General features: G+C 53.4%; 14 protein-coding genes. 8 read left to right on the top strand and 6 right to left on the bottom strand.

Annotation, left to right across the window (positions count from 1 at the left end; translation table 11 throughout):
• The first annotated feature begins 18 nt into the window (after nucleotides 1-18).
• Nucleotides 19-1,005: a LacI family DNA-binding transcriptional regulator gene (locus tag ACT3RP_RS11125; protein ID WP_192535759.1), complete on the top strand. Its 987-nt coding sequence runs from the start codon at nucleotides 19-21 to the stop codon at nucleotides 1,003-1,005.
• A 36-nt stretch (nucleotides 1,006-1,041) separates the two neighbouring features.
• Here ACT3RP_RS11125 and ACT3RP_RS11120 read toward each other — a convergent pair whose 3' ends face one another.
• The gene (locus tag ACT3RP_RS11120; protein ID WP_441685670.1) at nucleotides 1,042-1,749 is read right to left on the bottom strand and encodes a GntR family transcriptional regulator; all 708 of its coding nucleotides are present in this window, start codon (nucleotides 1,747-1,749) and stop codon (nucleotides 1,042-1,044) included.
• A gap of 245 nt (nucleotides 1,750-1,994) precedes the next feature.
• Between ACT3RP_RS11120 and ACT3RP_RS11115 the strand changes: the two genes are divergently transcribed.
• The 6 genes from ACT3RP_RS11115 to otnC all read left to right on the top strand — a co-directional run bounded on the left by ACT3RP_RS11115 (nucleotide 1,995) and on the right by otnC (nucleotide 8,531).
• Nucleotides 1,995-3,419 (top strand): flagellar biosynthesis protein FlgA, encoded by a 1,425-nt coding sequence (locus ACT3RP_RS11115; protein ID WP_483393787.1) that lies wholly within the window; start codon nucleotides 1,995-1,997, stop codon nucleotides 3,417-3,419.
• A gap of 51 nt (nucleotides 3,420-3,470) precedes the next feature.
• Nucleotides 3,471-4,451, top strand: coding sequence for a Bug family tripartite tricarboxylate transporter substrate binding protein (locus tag ACT3RP_RS11110; RefSeq protein WP_441685666.1), 981 nt, complete (start codon nucleotides 3,471-3,473; stop codon nucleotides 4,449-4,451).
• 107 nt (nucleotides 4,452-4,558) lie between these two features.
• Nucleotides 4,559-5,032, top strand: a complete 474-nt coding sequence (locus ACT3RP_RS11105) for a tripartite tricarboxylate transporter TctB family protein (RefSeq protein WP_444624901.1) — start codon at nucleotides 4,559-4,561, stop codon at nucleotides 5,030-5,032.
• A 55-nt stretch (nucleotides 5,033-5,087) separates the two neighbouring features.
• Complete coding sequence (locus tag ACT3RP_RS11100) at nucleotides 5,088-6,578, top strand: tripartite tricarboxylate transporter permease (RefSeq protein ID WP_192535761.1); 1,491 nt, start codon at nucleotides 5,088-5,090, stop codon at nucleotides 6,576-6,578.
• Nucleotides 6,579-6,600: 22 nt separating this feature from the next.
• Entirely contained in the window at nucleotides 6,601-7,887 is a 1,287-nt protein-coding gene (gene otnK / locus ACT3RP_RS11095) for a 3-oxo-tetronate kinase (protein WP_483393786.1), read from the top strand.
• A complete protein-coding gene (gene otnC, locus ACT3RP_RS11090; RefSeq protein WP_483393785.1) occupies nucleotides 7,884-8,531 on the top strand; it encodes a 3-oxo-tetronate 4-phosphate decarboxylase in 648 nt (215 codons plus the stop codon). The genes otnK and otnC overlap by 4 nt, the downstream gene beginning before the upstream one ends.
• Nucleotides 8,532-8,618: 87 nt before the next feature.
• On the opposite strand, the gene ACT3RP_RS11085 is transcribed toward otnC, so the two are convergent.
• Nucleotides 8,619-9,569, bottom strand: coding sequence for a LysR family transcriptional regulator (locus tag ACT3RP_RS11085; RefSeq protein ID WP_483393784.1), 951 nt, complete (start codon nucleotides 9,567-9,569; stop codon nucleotides 8,619-8,621).
• An 80-nt stretch (nucleotides 9,570-9,649) separates the two neighbouring features.
• On the opposite strand from ACT3RP_RS11085, the gene ACT3RP_RS11080 reads away from it, so the two are divergent.
• Nucleotides 9,650-10,627, top strand: a complete 978-nt coding sequence (locus ACT3RP_RS11080) for an alpha/beta hydrolase (protein WP_483393783.1) — start codon at nucleotides 9,650-9,652, stop codon at nucleotides 10,625-10,627.
• 125 nt (nucleotides 10,628-10,752) lie between these two features.
• Here ACT3RP_RS11080 and ACT3RP_RS11075 read toward each other — a convergent pair whose 3' ends face one another.
• The 4 genes from ACT3RP_RS11075 to sctT form a co-directional block, all read right to left on the bottom strand.
• On the bottom strand, nucleotides 10,753-10,962 hold the full coding sequence (locus ACT3RP_RS11075; RefSeq protein ID WP_483393782.1) for a hypothetical protein: 210 nt from the start codon (nucleotides 10,960-10,962) through the stop codon (nucleotides 10,753-10,755).
• A 220-nt stretch (nucleotides 10,963-11,182) separates the two neighbouring features.
• Nucleotides 11,183-14,995, bottom strand: coding sequence for a hypothetical protein (locus ACT3RP_RS11070; RefSeq protein WP_483393781.1), 3,813 nt, complete (start codon nucleotides 14,993-14,995; stop codon nucleotides 11,183-11,185).
• A 370-nt stretch (nucleotides 14,996-15,365) separates the two neighbouring features.
• Complete coding sequence (locus tag ACT3RP_RS11065; protein ID WP_096277474.1) at nucleotides 15,366-16,415, bottom strand: EscU/YscU/HrcU family type III secretion system export apparatus switch protein; 1,050 nt, start codon at nucleotides 16,413-16,415, stop codon at nucleotides 15,366-15,368.
• A 24-nt stretch (nucleotides 16,416-16,439) separates the two neighbouring features.
• Nucleotides 16,440-17,261: a type III secretion system export apparatus subunit SctT gene (gene sctT, locus ACT3RP_RS11060; RefSeq protein ID WP_255249086.1), complete on the bottom strand. Its 822-nt coding sequence runs from the start codon at nucleotides 17,259-17,261 to the stop codon at nucleotides 16,440-16,442.
• Nucleotides 17,262-17,282: the final 21 nt, after the last annotated feature.

Here is a 17,282-nt window from a genome sequence, read left to right as displayed (position 1 = left end):
ATTTCACAACGAGCCACTATGAGTGAGGTCGCCCAGCTTGCGGACGTCTCACCAAGTACTGTATCTCTCTACTTGCGTCGCCCCGACGAGGTCTCTACTCGCAGGGGCGAGCGTATTCAGTCGGCAATCGATAAGTTAGGCTACCTCCCCAATACCATGGCTGGCGGCCTAGCTTCGTCGCGCTCTAATATCATCGGGGTGATCGTTCCCACGATCACCTTCTCATTTTTTTCCGAAACCCTTGAGACGCTTGAAAAGAGCCTACGCGCTGCAGGTTATCAGCTGTTGATAGGCAATACGGAATTCGACGCCTCACGAGAAGAAGAACTGATTCGCTCGATCCTAAGCTGGAACCCCTCCGGACTTGTATTGACGGGGTTCTCGCATAGCCGAAAATCGGTTTCGCTGCTCACCAAAAGCGATATCTCAATCGTTGAAATGTGGGACTACGGCCAAGAAGGGTTGGACATGGTCGTGGGCTTTTCACATCGTACCTGCGGCCGCCTAGTGGCAGAGCACCTCATACGTAACGGCTACCAAAACATGGCTTTTTTAAGCACTAATTTTCATCGCGACATTCGCGCAAATGAACGCTATCTCGGTTTTCGAGACGCTGTCGTTGCTTCTGGCGGTTCCGTGGAGCTTCGCGAACTTGTCGGGCGAAGTAATACAGCAGAGGCAGGCAAGCTGCTGAGGATCCTGATCAATGAACACCCTGAAACCCAAGCTTTGTTCTGCTCTAATGATATGGTCGCGCTTGGTGCAATGCTTGAATGCCAGCGGCAAGGCTGGTCAATACCCGAGCGGCTAGCGATCGTAGGTTTTGGCAACCAAGATTTCACTGGCAGCACTCTCCCACCAATGACGACGGTGGAGCCTCCCCGGCAGGAGATTGGTAATCATACCGCGCGACTGTTACTTACAAGACTTAGGGGAAACGACTCCACTAATACGGAAACAAGAATAGATCTAGGTGTAAGGCTCATCGTTAGAGAGAGCTCTTGAGCTTTCATATTTTTCTTAGCCTGTCTTTTTTGGCATCTAGATCAGTGGCAAAACTTCTCCGTTCGCGTATTTCATCCATGTTTTTGCTAAGTGTTGACGCAGCACCTGCCCCACCTTCACGGCATCCCGCGCCTCTAGTGCCGACATAATCGCTTCATGCTCTTCCATCGCTTTCGCCCACTTTTCTTTTTTATCGTTGGAAAGGTAGCGCACTCGGTAGAGCTGGCGGCTAAGCGTGCCGTGCATATCGATCAGCGTTGCGTTATTCGACAAAGACACAATTCTGTTGTGTATCTCCTGATTGAGTCGAAAATAGTTTTGCTGATCACGCCGTAAAAAGGCTGCTTTCATCTCAAAGTGCAGCGCCTGCAGTTCGGCCAAATCGTCATCGGTGGCGGAAACACAGGCAAGCTCTGCCGCCGCTTGCTCAAGCACACTCAATACATAAAGCTTTTCCTGCATGTCGGCGGGACTGACCTCCGCGACGACCGCACCTCGATTAGGTGAGATCACCACCAGCCCTTCTGCCGCCAGGATTTTTAACGCCTCCCGCAGTGGCGTGCGCGAAACTTGAAGCTCAACTGCCAATGTTCGTTCGGGCAAACGCTGCCCTGGCTGAAAATGATCCATGACGATATGTTCGCGCAAGTAGTGCGCGACTTTTTCGACAAGACCTGGCGAGTGCGGCTGGGCTGTTTCCTGCATGGGCGTATTCACGTAGTAAGCAATCGCCAAGAATGGCATACCAAAATATTCCTTACAAATTAAATGGCGTTATTAGCCATTTTTTTAATTCATAAATATCAAACAGATAAATATAACAAGACGCATTACAAGACCAAAGTATAAGCACTCACCAATTGACCTCCAAAATGGTATACCACTACATTCCACACACATAAGTATCGCGTTACTGGTCGCGATAGCACGTTTACACAAGCACGCGTCCGCCATAGCAGACCGTTCGGCAAAGGGAATACCCGCACCTTATGAACTACTTACAACATTTTCAAACAGACAAGGTAGTGGAGGCCTGCATTGCGGGTGCAGGCGACTTTGGCCGAGGAGTGCTGCGTCAGGCACGTCAGATGAAGGGACTGTCGGCGCGTATTGCTATCGACATTAATCCTGAAAAAGCCGCGGAGGCCTTGCTTCATGCGGGAATTTCGAATGAAAAAATAATGGTATGCCATTCTGAGCAAGACGCTCAGCGCGCATGGGAAAAGGGTTATTTTATCGCAGCGGCCTCTTTTGACACCGTTAAAGAGCTGCCTTTCGATATTTTAGTCGAGTCAACCGGTATTCCCGATGTGGGTGCACGCTTTGCAGAAGCCGCCCTGCTCGCCGGAAAGCATGTCGGCATCGCGACCAAAGAGACTGAGTCAGTCGTGGGGCCCTACTTAACACGCTTAGCCTATCAACAAGGCCGTTTGTTCACGCCGTTAGACGGTGACCAGCCTAGCCTGCTCATTGGCTTACTAACGTGGGCCGACACGCTTGGCTTTGAAATTATTGCTGCCGGCAAAAGCAGCGAATATGACTTCATTTGGGATGAAGCCAGTGGCACCGTTACCTGTAACGGCACGCCGTTTTCAGCCCCAGACTTGCATGAGCTGTGGGAGCTACCGGCAGGCCGTGAGCGCGAGGTAGTGGCGGCACGGGGCAAAATGCTGGCCGCAATACCGCAAATTTCAGTCCCCGACCTATGTGAGATGGTCAACGTTGCCAATGCCACAGGGCTAAGCCCAGACCGGCCTGAGTTTCACGCAATGGTGCTTCGCACCTCGGAAGTACCCTCGCTGTTGGATTTACAGGCTCAGGGCGGGGTCTTGGAAGGGCTACAACGCCTAGAAGTATTTAACTGCCTGCGGCGCCCCGATGAGCTGAGTTTTGCGGGCGGTGTATTTGTAGTCGTGCGCTGCGAAGACCCGCACGTGTGGACTCTTTTGCGTGATAAGGGTCATGTGCTCAGCAGCAACGGCAACAGCGCCATGATTTATCTGCCTCGTCATTTGCTGGGCCTTGAAGCACCGATTTCTTTATTAGACGTGGTCATTAATGGGCTTACTTCCGGCGGCGGGCATGCCACAACGCCGAAGTTTGATCTAACGGCGCGGGCAACGCAGCCTATTCAAGCAGGCCAATCTCTCGAGATGCGCGGCCACCATCGGCACATAGAAGGGCTGCGTCCTGAAATTCATCCTGCGGCATCGCTGTCCTCAGCCGCTAAAGTACCGTTTTATCTACTGCCCGGGGCGCAAGTTATTCGCGATATTGCCTCAAATCAACCGATTACCCTAGCAGACGTGACGCTACCCGCCTCAACGTTAAAGCAACTGCGCGAAAAGCAAGATCTGATGTTTCAGCAGGACACATCAGCATCCAGCGCCTCTGTCGTTAGCACGCTCGACTAACCTTCCCTCACGGGACTAAAAAAGCAATAAAAAACATACTGGAGACACACCATGTTTACCAAGCTCTCGCTCACTAAGCACACGCTAAAAATGGCTACTCTCGGCGCAACTCTGGTTAGCTGCGCTACAACGGTCAGCGCTGACGACGCCGCAGACTACCCCACCAAGCCTATCCAGTTTTTGGTAGCGGCAGGTGCCGGCGGCGGCACGGACAACTTTGCTCGCGTGGTCCGCCCCATGTTTGAAGAAGCCCTCGACGGTGCGCGCATTACGGTGATTAACCTTCCCGCCGCCTCCGGTGCGCTGGCCCACCAGCGTACTGCCAACGGCGCGCCAGACGGGCATACCCTGGACTTCGCTTCCACGACACTGGTCACATCACTGGCGGCAGGGCAAAACCCCATCGGGCTTGATCAACTGACTCCCGTGGCGCGCCTGCAGTCAGATGTGATGGCGCTGTTCGTTAATCCCGAGCGCTACCCGGATTTTGAATCGTTCCTGGCGTATGCGAAGGAAAACCCCGGCAAAGTGACCGTGGGTGGCACACACACGGCAAGCCCTGATCACGTTGCGTTTCTTGCCCTACGCGATGCCTCCGGCCTGGACATGAACTTCATTCCTTACGACAGCACCGGCAATGCCACGGCCAACGTTCTAGGCAATAATATTGATGCCACAACCACCTCGCTGAGCCCACTGCTGAGCTATATGGAAGCGGGTCAAATGATGCCGATTCTAGTGTTTAGCGATGAGCGTCTGTCTGACTATCCGGATGTGCCGACGACCGTAGAGCACGAGTGGGATCTAACCGATGGCAACGATCGGGCAATTTTTGTTCACGCGGATACGCCAGAACCGATTCTTCAGCGCCTGGAAGAGACGTTTAAAAGTGTTTACGACTCTGAAGAGTACCAATCTTACGCCGAGCGTGTGAATTTGGACTATCGCGATGGTTGGATGGGCAGCGATGAGTACCGCCAGCGTCTTGAACGTAACTACGAGCTCTACTCACGGTTACTGAGCAACGACTGAATAGAGCAAGGTGAAGGCAGGCGAATCACTCGCCTGCCTTCCAACACTCACTGACACAGTCGGGCGCTTAGCATGCCCGTCACGTCATTGTCCCTTCGGGGTTTATCATGCACGCCAGGATTACCGTTTTTGCCTCCGCTGTAGTGCTTCTCGCACTGGTCAGCTTAGCGCCTACCCTTCAGTTCCCCAGCTCCGCTGAGGTTTCTACCTTTATTGGCCCGCGCGTATGGCCTCTCTCGCTGTTAATTGCGCTGCTTGGATTGGGTGGCGCGCTGCTCTTCATAACGTGGCGGGATCAACGCAATGGAACGGCCGCTGAGGATGAGCAGGAGATAACCTTGACGCCTCAAAGCAGAAACTTAACGCTTGCTTCCACCCGTCACTGGTGGCTGATCGCGACGACCATCGTCTACACATGGCTCATCGGTGTCGTTGGTTTTCTCATCGCTAGTATTGCGTTCACGTTGGTATGCACGCTGCTACTCGGGGCACGCTCCTGGCGCACAGTGCTGATCACCATCGTTATCGCCACGCTGCTGATGCAGGGCGTTTTCGTCATGCTGCTTGGCATCCCTTTATGACACACCCCATTCGCATGCCGGTAACGTCTATCGCTGCCTGAGCTAGGAGTTAATGATGCTAGAAAATTTTCTAGGCGGGCTGGCCGTGGTGATGCAGCCACTCAACCTGCTATTACTGACGTCTGCCGTATTTATCGGCTTTATCGGCGGTGCCCTGCCCGGTATCAGCGGCGTTATCCTGGTGGTTATCCTGCTACCCGTCACTTACGGTATGGAACCGACGACCGCGTTTATGGTGCTCACCGCCATCTACGGCGCAACGGTATTCTCCGGGCTCATTACCGCCATTCTTTACCGCGCCCCCGGCACGCCTGAAGCGGTCATGACGGCCTTTGACGGCTATCCGATGACACAACAAGGCCAAGCAGGCAAAGCGCTTGGTATTGGCGTACTTAGCTCTGCCATTGGTGGCTTAGTGGGCACTATTGCGCTCATTATCTTTACCCCTATGCTGGCGAAGCTGGCGCTAAAATTTTCCTCGCCGGAGTATTTTGCCCTGGCGGTATTAGGCCTAACGGTGGTGGCCTCCTTGGGTGGCCGGCTTATCTACGGCTTGATTGGCGCCACGTTGGGGCTGTTTATCGCCACGGTGGGTATCGACCCGCTGACCGGCACTAGCCGCTATACGTTTGATAATCTCAACTTGATGGAAGGAGTGGGCCTCATTCCTATGATCGTGGGCCTCTTCGCTGTTTCTGAGGTCATGAAGCGCTCTCTGGATCAAGATACTCATCAGCCGCTGACAAAGGTTAAAGTCAAAATCTTTGACCTGCCTATCCTGCGCCAGATCGGCACCACGCTAACGCGCTCGTCTATTATTGGCGTGATCATCGGCATTCTGCCCGGCATTGGGGCCAGCACGGCGGCAATGGTGAGCTACAGCGAAACGGTGCGCTGGTCTAAACACCCAGAAAAATTTGGTAAAGGCGCGCCCGAGGGCATTGCCGCGCCAGAATCGGCCAATAACGCTGCTGCCATGGGCGCCTTAGTACCGCTGTTTGCTTTGGGCATTCCCGGCAGTGGCACAACGGCAGTGATCTTGGGTGCGTTTATCATGCACGGCCTTCAGCCTGGCCCTATGTTTATGATGACGCACAGTAGCCTGATCTATGCCGTCTTTGCAGGCCTGTTTATCGTCAACTTTATGATCCTGCTATTTTCCAAGCCATTTATCATTCTGTTCACTAAACTGTTGAACGTGCCCTACTCCGCGCTCGGTCCGATTATTATCATGTGCTGTATTGTGGGCACCTATTCAGTGCGCAACTCGATGTTTGATGTTTGGCTGATGCTCGGTTTTGGCGTGATGGGCTACCTGCTTGAGAAACTCAAATTTCCCCTGGTATCTATCATTTTGGGCTTAGTGCTGGGGCCGATAGCAGAAAGCGAACTACGCCGAGCGCTGTCGATGTCACAGGGCGATATTGCAATCTTCTTTTCTCGCCCTATCAGCGCCACTCTGCTGGCTATCGCGGCGCTGCTGCTTGCGGTGACAGTCATCACCCCATTAATTAAGCGCGCGCGCCTGAAAGCCGCCACGCCCTGAACCCTGACGACGGAAGCGACGTATGACAATCGTATTAGGCGCCATTGCAGACGACTTCACCGGGGCTACCGACCTCGCCAATAATCTAGTGCGCGGCGGCATGCGATGTCTGCAGGTGATCGGCGTACCGCAGCAAGCGCTCGACCTTGCCAACGTCGATGCCGTGGTGGTGGCGCTGAAGTCGCGCTCCTGCCCGCCAGACGAGGCTGTCGCCGACTCACTGGCGGCCCTCTCCTGGCTACGTGAGCAGGGCGCCAAGCAGCTGTTCTTTAAGTACTGTTCAACGTTTGACTCCACCGACCAGGGCAATATCGGCCCGGTGGCCGATGCGCTGCTAGACGCCTTAGGGGCGTCTCAGACCGTCATGGTGCCGGCGTTTCCGGTTAATGGCCGCACGGTCTATCAAGGGCACCTGTTTGTAGGCGATCGCTTGCTCAACGATAGCGGGATGCAGCATCACCCGCTAACACCGATGCAAGATGCTGATTTAGTACGTGTGCTCGCTCGCCAGACAGCACATCCGGTGGGTTTAACCAACCGCGCCGTACTAGCCAAAGGAGCTGACGCAACGCGTGATCATTTATCCGTCCTCGCGGAGCAAGGCATTCGTCATGTGATCTGCGACTCGTTAGACGAGCAGGATCTCAGCGTGCTGGCAGAAGCCACCGTATCGCTACCGTTAGTCACCGGTGGCTCTGGGCTAGGACAAGCATTACCGGCTCAGTACCGCGCCCAAGGCTGGCTAGATACGATTACCGAACCGGGCCGTTTACAGCCGTCCTCAGGCAGCTCATTAGTGCTCTCGGGCAGCTGCTCACGCGCAACTCTGGCCCAAGTAGCGAATTTCCTGGAACGCCAACCTGAGGGCGGCTTTGCGCTTGACCCGCTATCGTTGGCTGAGGGGGACAAACAGTGGGAGCAGGCGCTGGCCTTCGCCTTTGAGCGTTTGGAGCAAAATGCCCCTGCGCTGATTTACGCCTCGGCAGACCCTGATAAGGTTAACGCCGCTCAGCGAGCCTTGGGCATCGAACGTGCTGGGCAACTAGTGGAAAAAGCGCTGAGCCAGCTAGCCGTCACACTCGTCAACGAAGGCGTTGGGCGGTTGCTGGTCGCGGGCGGCGAAACCTCGGGCGCGGTGGTCTCTGCACTGGGTATCACGACGCTGCGCATCGGTGAACAGATCGATCCTGGCGTGCCATGGACCCAGGCGCCTTGGCCCGGCCGCGAGGGACCGCTCTCGCTGGCGCTTAAGTCAGGTAACTTTGGCGGAGTGGACTTTTTCACCCGGGCGTTCGAGGTGCTGGCATGAGCACACACGATCAGAACACTCAGCGAGAACAGATCAGCACGCTGGGTAAATCACTGTTTGATCGTGGTCTGACCATGGGGTCCAGCGGCAATATCAGCGTACGGCTAGCCGATGGCGGCTGGCTAATGACGCCCACTAATGCCTGTTTGGGGCGATTGGACCCGGCACGAATTTCTCACTTGGACCAAAACGGCCAGTTACTCAGCGGCGACAAGCCCACTAAAGAGCAGTTCCTGCACATGGCGATGTACGCAGAGCGCCCGCAGTCCGGCGCTATTGTGCACCTGCACTCCACCCATTCGGTGGCGGTCTCGTGCCTGCCGGAAGTGAATCCGTGTGACTGCATTCCACCGCTCACCGCCTACTACGTTATGCGCGTGGGCAAGCTACCGCTGGTGCCTTACCACATCCCCGGCGACCCCAAGCTGGGCGATGCCGTGCGCGGCTTAGCGGGCAAGCACAGCGCAGTGCTGCTCGCCAACCACGGCCCGGTAGTGGCCGGCAAGAATCTGGAAGCGGCAGTCTACGCCACGGAAGAGTTAGAAGAGACTGCCAAGCTTTTCTTGCTACTTCGCGGTGAAAATCCACGGGGATTAACGCCGGAGCAAGTCGCTGAGCTGGAAGCTCGCTTTCCAAGAGACTAAAAATCGGCACCTTATGGGTCGACACCACCTCGCGTAGCCCCATAAACGAGCGAATCTGGCGCACGCCGGGCAGCGTACGACCTCAACCTATTCCACCCGTGCAACGAGCGCTGGGTGCTGGGTGCTGGGTGCTGGGTGCTGGCGGATCATATCAATCAGCGCACGCAGGCCGGCCGAGATATGGCGATGCCCCGGGTAGTAGAGACGCAAGCCCGGAATGGACGGGCACCATTCGTCCAACACACGTTCGAGTCGACCCTCGCGCAGAGCCTCAACCACCAGGTGGTCAGGCACGAAGGCAATTCCAATACCATCGATTGCTGCGTCAACCATCAGCTGCTGGTCTGTCAGCGTCAAAGGCCCCGTCACATTGATAGCCTCGGTCGTGCCGCCGTGCTCGAACTCCCAACGGTAGATCGCACCGCCTTCAAAGCGGAAACGGATGCAATCGTGGCGATACAGATCCTGCGGCACAACAGGACGGTCTCGAGCAGTGAAATAATCCGGTGATGCGACGGCGGCAAATCGCACTGTGTCCGTGAGAGAAATCGCGACCATGTCCAAGGGTACCGCTTCCGCCAAGCGAATACCGGCATCAAAGCCATTATCAATAATATCGCCCAGTCTCCCATCACTGACGATATCGAGATGCACCTGCGGGAAACTGCGTAAAAAGTGCGCCAACACTGGGCGTAAAACCATGCGAATTGCACCTTCACTGGCATTAATCCGCACGGTACCGCTAGGAGTATCTCGAAAGTCGTCGATCTCTTGCATAGCCTCTGTGATTGATGAGACCGCCGGTTGGAGCTTCGTGGCCAGCCGTTCCCCGGCATCCGTTAGGGAGACGCTGCGTGTTGTCCGGTTAAACAGCCTAACACCTAGCCGCCGCTCAAGCGTCTTCACCGAATGGCTGGTCGCCGAGGGTGTCACATCCAGCGCTAGGGCAGCCGCACGGAAACTGCGATGAGTCGCTACAGCAAGGAATACGGTGAGCGCAAACAGATCAGCGCCCTTCAATTGATGAGTATCTTTCATTGCGGTATCAAACATTGGCGAGATTGTAGAGACAATGAGCATCCCATAGACTTGGGAAGTCGACAACTTGGAGTGATTTTATGTCTATCCACGGCAACTATGCCCCCGAAAAAGTGACCTTTTCTTCGCACGGTGACGATGTGGTTGGCGTCCTCTATAGCCCCAAAGGCGACGGCCCGTTTCCCACGGTCGTAGTGCTCGGACCGTACTCCTTCCAGAAAGAGCAAGCCCCGACCCAGTACGCCACTCGGCTAGCCGACGAAGGATTCATGGCACTCGCTTTCGACCCGCGCACTGTCGGTGAGAGCGGCGGCACTCCGCGCCGGCTCGAAAACCCAAAAATGAAGAACGAAGACGTCATATCAGCACTCGACTACATGCTAACGCGCCCTGACGTCGACCCAACACAAATTTTCTTGCTCGGCATCTGTCAAGGCGGCCCGGAAATGCTAGACATTGCCTCCTATGAAGAGCGGGCCAAGGCCGTTGCATCGGTAACCGGCTACTACCGTGATCGCGAAACCGATCTGTTCATGATCGCCGCTGGGGTCACCGAAAATCCGTTCGACACTGCAACTGCACCGACAACCGAACAGTTGGAAGTGCTGCTGGCAGCACGGCTAGAACGTGCACGCGATGCCAAAGCCCGTTTCGAGGCTACTGGCGAGGTCATATATCAACCACTCGTATCTCCCGATCTCGGTGACCCGGTGACTGGCTCGGAAGCGGGGTTGCCCGGCCCACTGGTCTGGAGTTGGTACGGACCCTGGACACTCAAGGGATGGGACAACCGCTACGCGATCATGAGCGACCTAGATCACTTCGATTACACCACCGTGCCCGGCGTGTCAAAGCTCAACAAACCGGCACTTGTCATACATTCTGACCTGTGCATGAACCCGGCGGCGGCGCGGCGGCACTTCGATTCGATTCCGACCCCGGACAAAAAACTAATCTGGGAAAACGACACCAATCATTTCCAGTACTACGAACAACCGGACGTCGTCGATCGCACTGTCGGCCATGCCGCTGACTGGTTCCGCGAGCACATGGCCTAAAGGTTAGGCGATCACTGTTGAGCCCTTCTCTACCAGCAGGACCAGCAGGTGCCTAGACAACCATCTGTTGACCAACCATGATCCGACAGCAGAAGTCAAAACCTGGAAGCTCGCTTTCCAAGAGACTAAATCGGCACCTTATGGGTCGATATCACCTCGCGTAGCCCCATAAACGAGCGAATCTGGCGCACGCCGGGCAGGTAAAGCAACTGTTCGGCGTGCAGTCGGTTGAAGCTTTGGCTATCACGGGTGCGCACTAACGTAGAGTAACTCCCCGTTTCCACACGACTCTTCAAGAAGACCGCGAAGAACGTTGACGCTAAGCGGTTCAACACGCCGCCCTATCGTTTCGCGCTGTCTTCTCGGGTAATCTAGGGGAAAGGCCACCCTGCTTGCGCCCGCCTTGCTGCTTGGCAGTGTTGCATTCCAATAGATGCTGATCCTGAAAAAGCAGCGTCGAAATTGAAAGTTGATTGGACCATGTGTCACTTAACTTTTGCGTAGAGTGTGAAGTGATACAACGTTCTAAGCACTAATGTTCAGCGCTACTCGCATTTATGCCATTCTGTCTTCTCGAAATTTATTCAGATCTTTACTGCTTATCTTGTCATCTTCATCGCCACCCTTATGATAGGTGTCAAGAACGTTGAACAAGCCTTCTTCTTCTTCAAGAAGCCAGCGAATAACGTCTTTATCCTTTTTCGGCGTGTCTTCGCTATCTAGAAGTTTTTCCAAATCATTCCTGCTTACGACGTCATCCGACCCGTCCCACTTAGTCCATCGTTCACTGATATATTCTATGTTGTCAGCATTATCTTTGTAGAATTTATCGCCAAAGTTTTCTTCAACGTGCTCATCATACTTCTTGTCTATCCACGTATGGCGCCACTCGTTGAGATCTCTGCTGCTAATTTTATCATCTGAACCTTTATGGCTGCCGGCATTCCACCCTCGATTGCTTCCCCCTAACAGGCTGAAATAATCCAGCACTTCAAAAAAGCCATCATCCTTCAGCAGAAGGTTGATGGCCTCTTTTTCTTCTTTTGTCGTATCGTCACTTTCTAGGAGTTTTTCAAGATCTTTTCGGCTGACGATATCGTCTGAACCGTCCCAATCAGTCCATTTCCGGCTAATGAGTTCAATCTTGTCTCTGTGTTCGTCATAAAACTCTTCACCGTACTCGTGCATCACAAGGTCGTCAAAGCTATCTCGCAACCAACCCTCGCTAATTTCCCCATCGTCGGCCACTGTTTCGGTGAACTCCTCAAACACCTCGGGCTGCGCCTCCCAAGTGGGGGTGTCTTCTGGAAACCAGCTTTCATAGATCGCATCAAGTTTACCTTCATGGTAAACGGACTTACTGTACTCGGTGTGGATAGCAAAATTGAACTTATCGCCCCAGTCATCTTCGGTGACGCCGTCGCCCGACAAATCATTAAAGACATTTTCGATGTCTTTAGTGACACCCGCATTTTTCTTATCCGCAAGTGCCGACATTACACCAGATAAGATCGCCCCAATGAAGCCGAGTGCTGCCCCCGCAAGACCGGTTACAGCGGCTATCTTGGTAGCAATCTGTGGGCCAATGCCGAAGCCGGACGCGGCCGACGCTAACCCCATGGTGGTAGAGAAAGAGCCAGCTCCCACCTGCAGGCTCTTCTGTGCAAACTCGATGGGCTCGCCACCGTTGTTGGATAGTTTTTCCAGCCCTTTTGCACCTAATACGATATCAAGCACGCCCCCACCCGCATCCGCCATCCCGCCCAGAACATTCAGCGCGCCCCCCGCCCACTGGAACTTCTTGTTGGCATCAATATTATCTGGAATATTCGGCCCACGTATATCGTCGGCCACCTTGTTAATCCGCTCCCGAAGGTCATCTCCCTCTTCCTGGTGCTTGTCAGGGAGGCCGGAAATCGCCTTATCAATAGAATCGACCGAGTGGCTTTGATTTTTATTGACTTCTTCCCACACATTCTTGGTAGAGAATGACTCACCTAGATCCATTGTAGGTAGATGATCGGGAATGCTCGGTGGCGTAGGAGAAGACTTTGTGTCGAAGTGTTTATCCCAGACGCTTTCTTTGAGGCTCTTATCGAGCCCCAGGGCGTCAGCAAAGTCGGGTTGGCCGGATAGTAACTTATAGCTTTCACCGGTCAATCTGATCAACGAGGGAGTAACACCGACCAGCGAAAGGAAATTGCGCGCAACTTCTATGCGCTCATTTTCGGTTGCACCCAGGTTTAAACCGCCATCAGACATCTTATAGATGCCCGCCACCATAGAGGTCAGACCCGCTGCGGAGGCGAGAGCACCCGATTTAGTTAGTGTACCGAGGACACCGGCCACCCCTTTGCGGTCAGCCGTTGGCACATTGGCCTTGTCAATCGCGCGATCAATTTCATCGGCAGTGATTGACTTATATTCAATTTTTCCGTTTTTACTGGTGTCTAGAATTTCCCGGGACTGATCACCGAGCAGCTCAGTCAGCGCCTTATGAGAATTTTTGATCTCTGTCAGTTTTTCTCGCTCTTCCGGGCTAACGTCAACCTTCTCGCCATTGACAATTTTGTTGTATATATCGACGCCACGCTTGGTACCAAACAGTGAGGTGACCATGCCTTGCAACAAACTGGTAGCAACATCTCCAGAAGCGTTACCCAGGCTATCTTCACCCACGGCATCGGCGCCACCCTCAAAAATGTCGTTGAGCCCGCCGATCGCATCTTGGAATTTTAGCGTATTTTGTACTTCTTCGGCTCGATCCGGGCTGAGCATTTGAAGGCTCTGCATATCATTGGCGAAGCGGGTCGCAGCACCGTCGATATTACCGTCCTCTTTTAGCTCTTCAAGAGCCTTGATGTAGTCATCATCCAGCATGCTATCGGCAATTTTATCTTCCAGTTCATCCTTGTTTTTTATCTTATCAACGGCTTTTTCAAGAAAATCTTCACTATCGGCCATGATGTCTTCATCAGCCATCAGGTCAGATAACTCATTGCCTAACGCCTCTTCGTCAAGCATGCCTCGCGCATCGGCAGCTTTGAGCTCGGACATTTTCTCGGCATAATCAGTATCAGACCCATGCCGCCCAGGCCCTGTATTGTAAGGAAGGTATTGGAAATTGCCTTGCAACATGCCTTGGGCTTCCATTAAGCGAAGATACTTAGCCTCTTTGGAATCGTCGGGCGCATCCTTGTACGCTTCCTTCATGTACTCTTGATAAAGTTCGGCAACGGTTTTTCCATCTTCGGTCGTTTCCGCTTGCATTACATCGGTTTCATCTGAAGCAGGCAGATCTTTGTCTTTAAAAAGATCGTCGACGTCCCCTAGCTGCTGACTGGCCGCATCGGACGTAATCGTGTCAAATTGATGCGGCGTCTTAGATTCGAGAACAACGTACGTCTCGTCACCTTTAGTAACGAGCTTAATCCCCTCCACGGGATTGCCATTTTTATCCGTAACGCTGTCAACCTCATTATCACCACTGAGTACAGGCGAATCATCGCTGCCATAAAACAGCTTATAATCACCATCACCGATTTTTTCATCCACCTCGTCCCATGTCTCTTTCAGGTTTTTGATTTGGTCGTAAACCTTGGGCGTATACTCTTCAGAAACAGCGAAACGCTTTCCTTCGCTGTCTTTATAGATGAGTGTGCCACCCTCAGTCCACGCTGAGTCATCCAGCGTTATCTGGACGCCCGAATCCAAACCGAGACTGATATCATCCAGGTCTCCAAAGTCAGAATATGAAATATCGTTGAAACTTTTCGGAATGGGCACATCGGAATTGGGGGTTATAATCTCAAAGTCTTGATTGCTTTTGGTCGATAACCAATCTTTATCATCGTCCGGAATATCCGCATCCGCCCAGTCATTGTCTTTGCCCAGCCGGTCTGTGTCACCACCGTCCATGACCGACTTAACCTGTTCATAGAGTTCCGGTGTAATGTCTTTCTGCACTAAAAACTTATCGCCATTCTCGGTTCTGACCTCAAGCATATCAAACCAATAAGATAGGGTGACGCCTCCACCGCCGACATATTCTTGACTGACGTACTCAATTTTATCTTTGGACACAAGCTCGTCTTCGGTCACAAGCTCCGGCTTACCATCCATGTACGGGGCATACTCGCTATCATCGCCGACCAATTCATCTAGCATCTCCTGCCCTTTGTCACTCACCTCACTCTCTGGTTCGCGACTGCCAAAGGAGACGTTGTTAAACGGCAAACGCGAGGCAGAGTCAGAGGGCTCTTTGGCCCCCTCTAAAAACTGTGAGAACTTGGGCCGATCGGACTTTTCGTCGCCGAGTGTATTAGAGAGCCGTTGCGAGTTGCTTGTGGATCCGATTGCAGTAGACATATTACATAGTCCTAAATTTTGTGAAGATGCAAAATCAGCTGTAGGCAACGCGACCTGCTAAATGACTCATGACAAAAACGCAACTAGCGCTCTGCTAAAAAGCTCAAAGCCGCTGTGGCTATGACCAATGGCCGCTTTTTCCGATCAAATGAGTCATCACTGAGTATGTTGATCATTTTTATTTAAAGCTTGTAAACTCTTATATTTAAGCGTAGCTAAAGTTTTTGAAAACGCAATATGCAATATATTGTTCGGGCTCAGCCCGATTCAGTAGCGACGTTACTGAGTTCAGCGTCGCCACACACCAGAATAATCACGCATCGCTGAAGTGAGCCGAGACAGGCCACTGAAGAGCGCCGGCCAAGACTGACTAAATAAGCTTGGCTGCAACCAAAATGTCGGCTACTGACTGAAAAGCATCGCCCGGGACCGGTTCGCCGTTACCGGCACGCCTACCGATCCGGCCGGCCAGCTCGCGGTTTTCCACAACAGTCAGCTGGCATTCCGCTGCCTTGCGTCGCAGCAAAGCAGAATCTTCAGGTGCCGCCCTGCAAACCACCACGGGCACCGGCGTCTCGCCACGCACGTAGCGGATACCCACCAACCAGTCGCCTTCGGCACCAATCATAATTGACGCCTGCTCTATCCCGGTACGCGTTGAGGCCCCATGAGTGCTGCGGCGCTGCCGCTGACGCGCCTTGCGGATTTCCGGATCGCCCTCTATATCTTTACGCTCACGCTTTTGCTCGGAGCGCGTCATGCGCTGATCACGTCGAAACAGCCAGCGCTGCATCTGCACGTCGATCAATCCAACCACTAAAAATACAACCAGGGCAGTAATTACCAACGGCTTGAGCAGGGCCAGAAATATACCCTCAAGGCAACCGATACCACAACGAGCCGACTCCATTAGAGCCTGCAACCCTAGCCGACACACCACAACGAAAGCGACACCAAGTGTGACAAGTTTGAGCAGTGATTTGAAAAACTCAATAATCCCGCGCGCAGAAAAAATCCGTTTGACCCCAGCGGCGGGATTAATGTGTTCGAATTTTGGTTTGATAGGTTCAACAGAGAACAGCATGCCGCGCATGATGAGGATGTTGGTCAGGACTGCGGCGACAACGGTGATAACGATCAGCGGCAGTATCGAGTACACCAGAACTTCGACTCCTGCAGCCACTAGCCGTGGCCACACGGTGTCAAAGGGCTCTAGGTAGAGCCGAGTAGTGAGAGTGATGAGACTACGTACCCGAGCCTCAATCATCCCAGTGCTGGCGAGTAAGTAGAGGGTGCAGCCCAGCATAGTGACGGCAGTTACCATGTCACTACTCTTATCCACTTGCCCTTTCAAGCGGACATCGCGAAGCTTTTTATCCGATGCGGGGAGAGACTTTTCCTCGCTTGGCTGCTCACTCATTGCAGACTCCTAAAAAGGGCGGTGCTATGGCATGGAGCCGACCAATGACGCGAAGCGCCGATAGTAATCGTCTAGCATTCCCAATTCGCCAAACATCTGGGGCACCAAGAATACCAAGTAGAGTGCTATGAGAAAGGTGAACAACAGGTTCTTGATCGGTAGCGACAAGATGAACATGTTGAGAGTAGGCGCCATGCGCGCCAGGTAGGCAAGCATCAGATCGGCCACCAGCATGGCGATGACCAACGGTGCAACCATCAGCAAGCCGACTCGCATCACCTGATCCAGAAAGCCAAGCATCGCCAGGGCTGTCCGAATGTCCAAAGCAGGCATGAAAGAATCCACAGGCCATAGTGTATAGCTGTTGTAAAAACCATCGAGCAGTACTAAGAAGCCGCCACTACCAAAAAATAGTGCCACTAGCATGATTACTAAGAGCGTGCTAGTAACACTGGACTGCGTGGCGCCGCTCGGGTCGAGCAATTGCCCCATGGTCGAAGCACGCTGCAGATCGACCAATTCACCCGCCACCTCAGCCGCCCAGAACGGAATACCGAACACCATGCCAAGGAACACCCCGATCAACAACTCTTTGAAGAGCAAGCCAGTGATAATGAAAGCGGTTGTGTCTCCTAGAGCGGACAATGTCTCAAGAATAGGCAGTATCATGGGAATTGATAGGGTCAGGGCCACAGCGGCACGAATCAGACCGGTTAAGCCAAGGCGATTGAAGACGGGCGTAATTAAGATCATGCCCGAAGCGCGGGCCATACCAATAGCGACCGCTACCAACAAAGGATAGACTTGCTCAATCAGTACGCGTGAGAGCTCATCGTACAATATCACCACTCCTTCGGAAGTGTTCCA

This window comes from Halomonas sp. AOP5-B2-8, assembly GCF_052376475.1.
Lineage (GTDB): Bacteria > Pseudomonadota > Gammaproteobacteria > Pseudomonadales > Halomonadaceae > Vreelandella > Vreelandella casei.
Note: the sequence above shows the minus strand (reverse complement) of the source record. Positions and strands in the feature narration are given on the sequence as shown.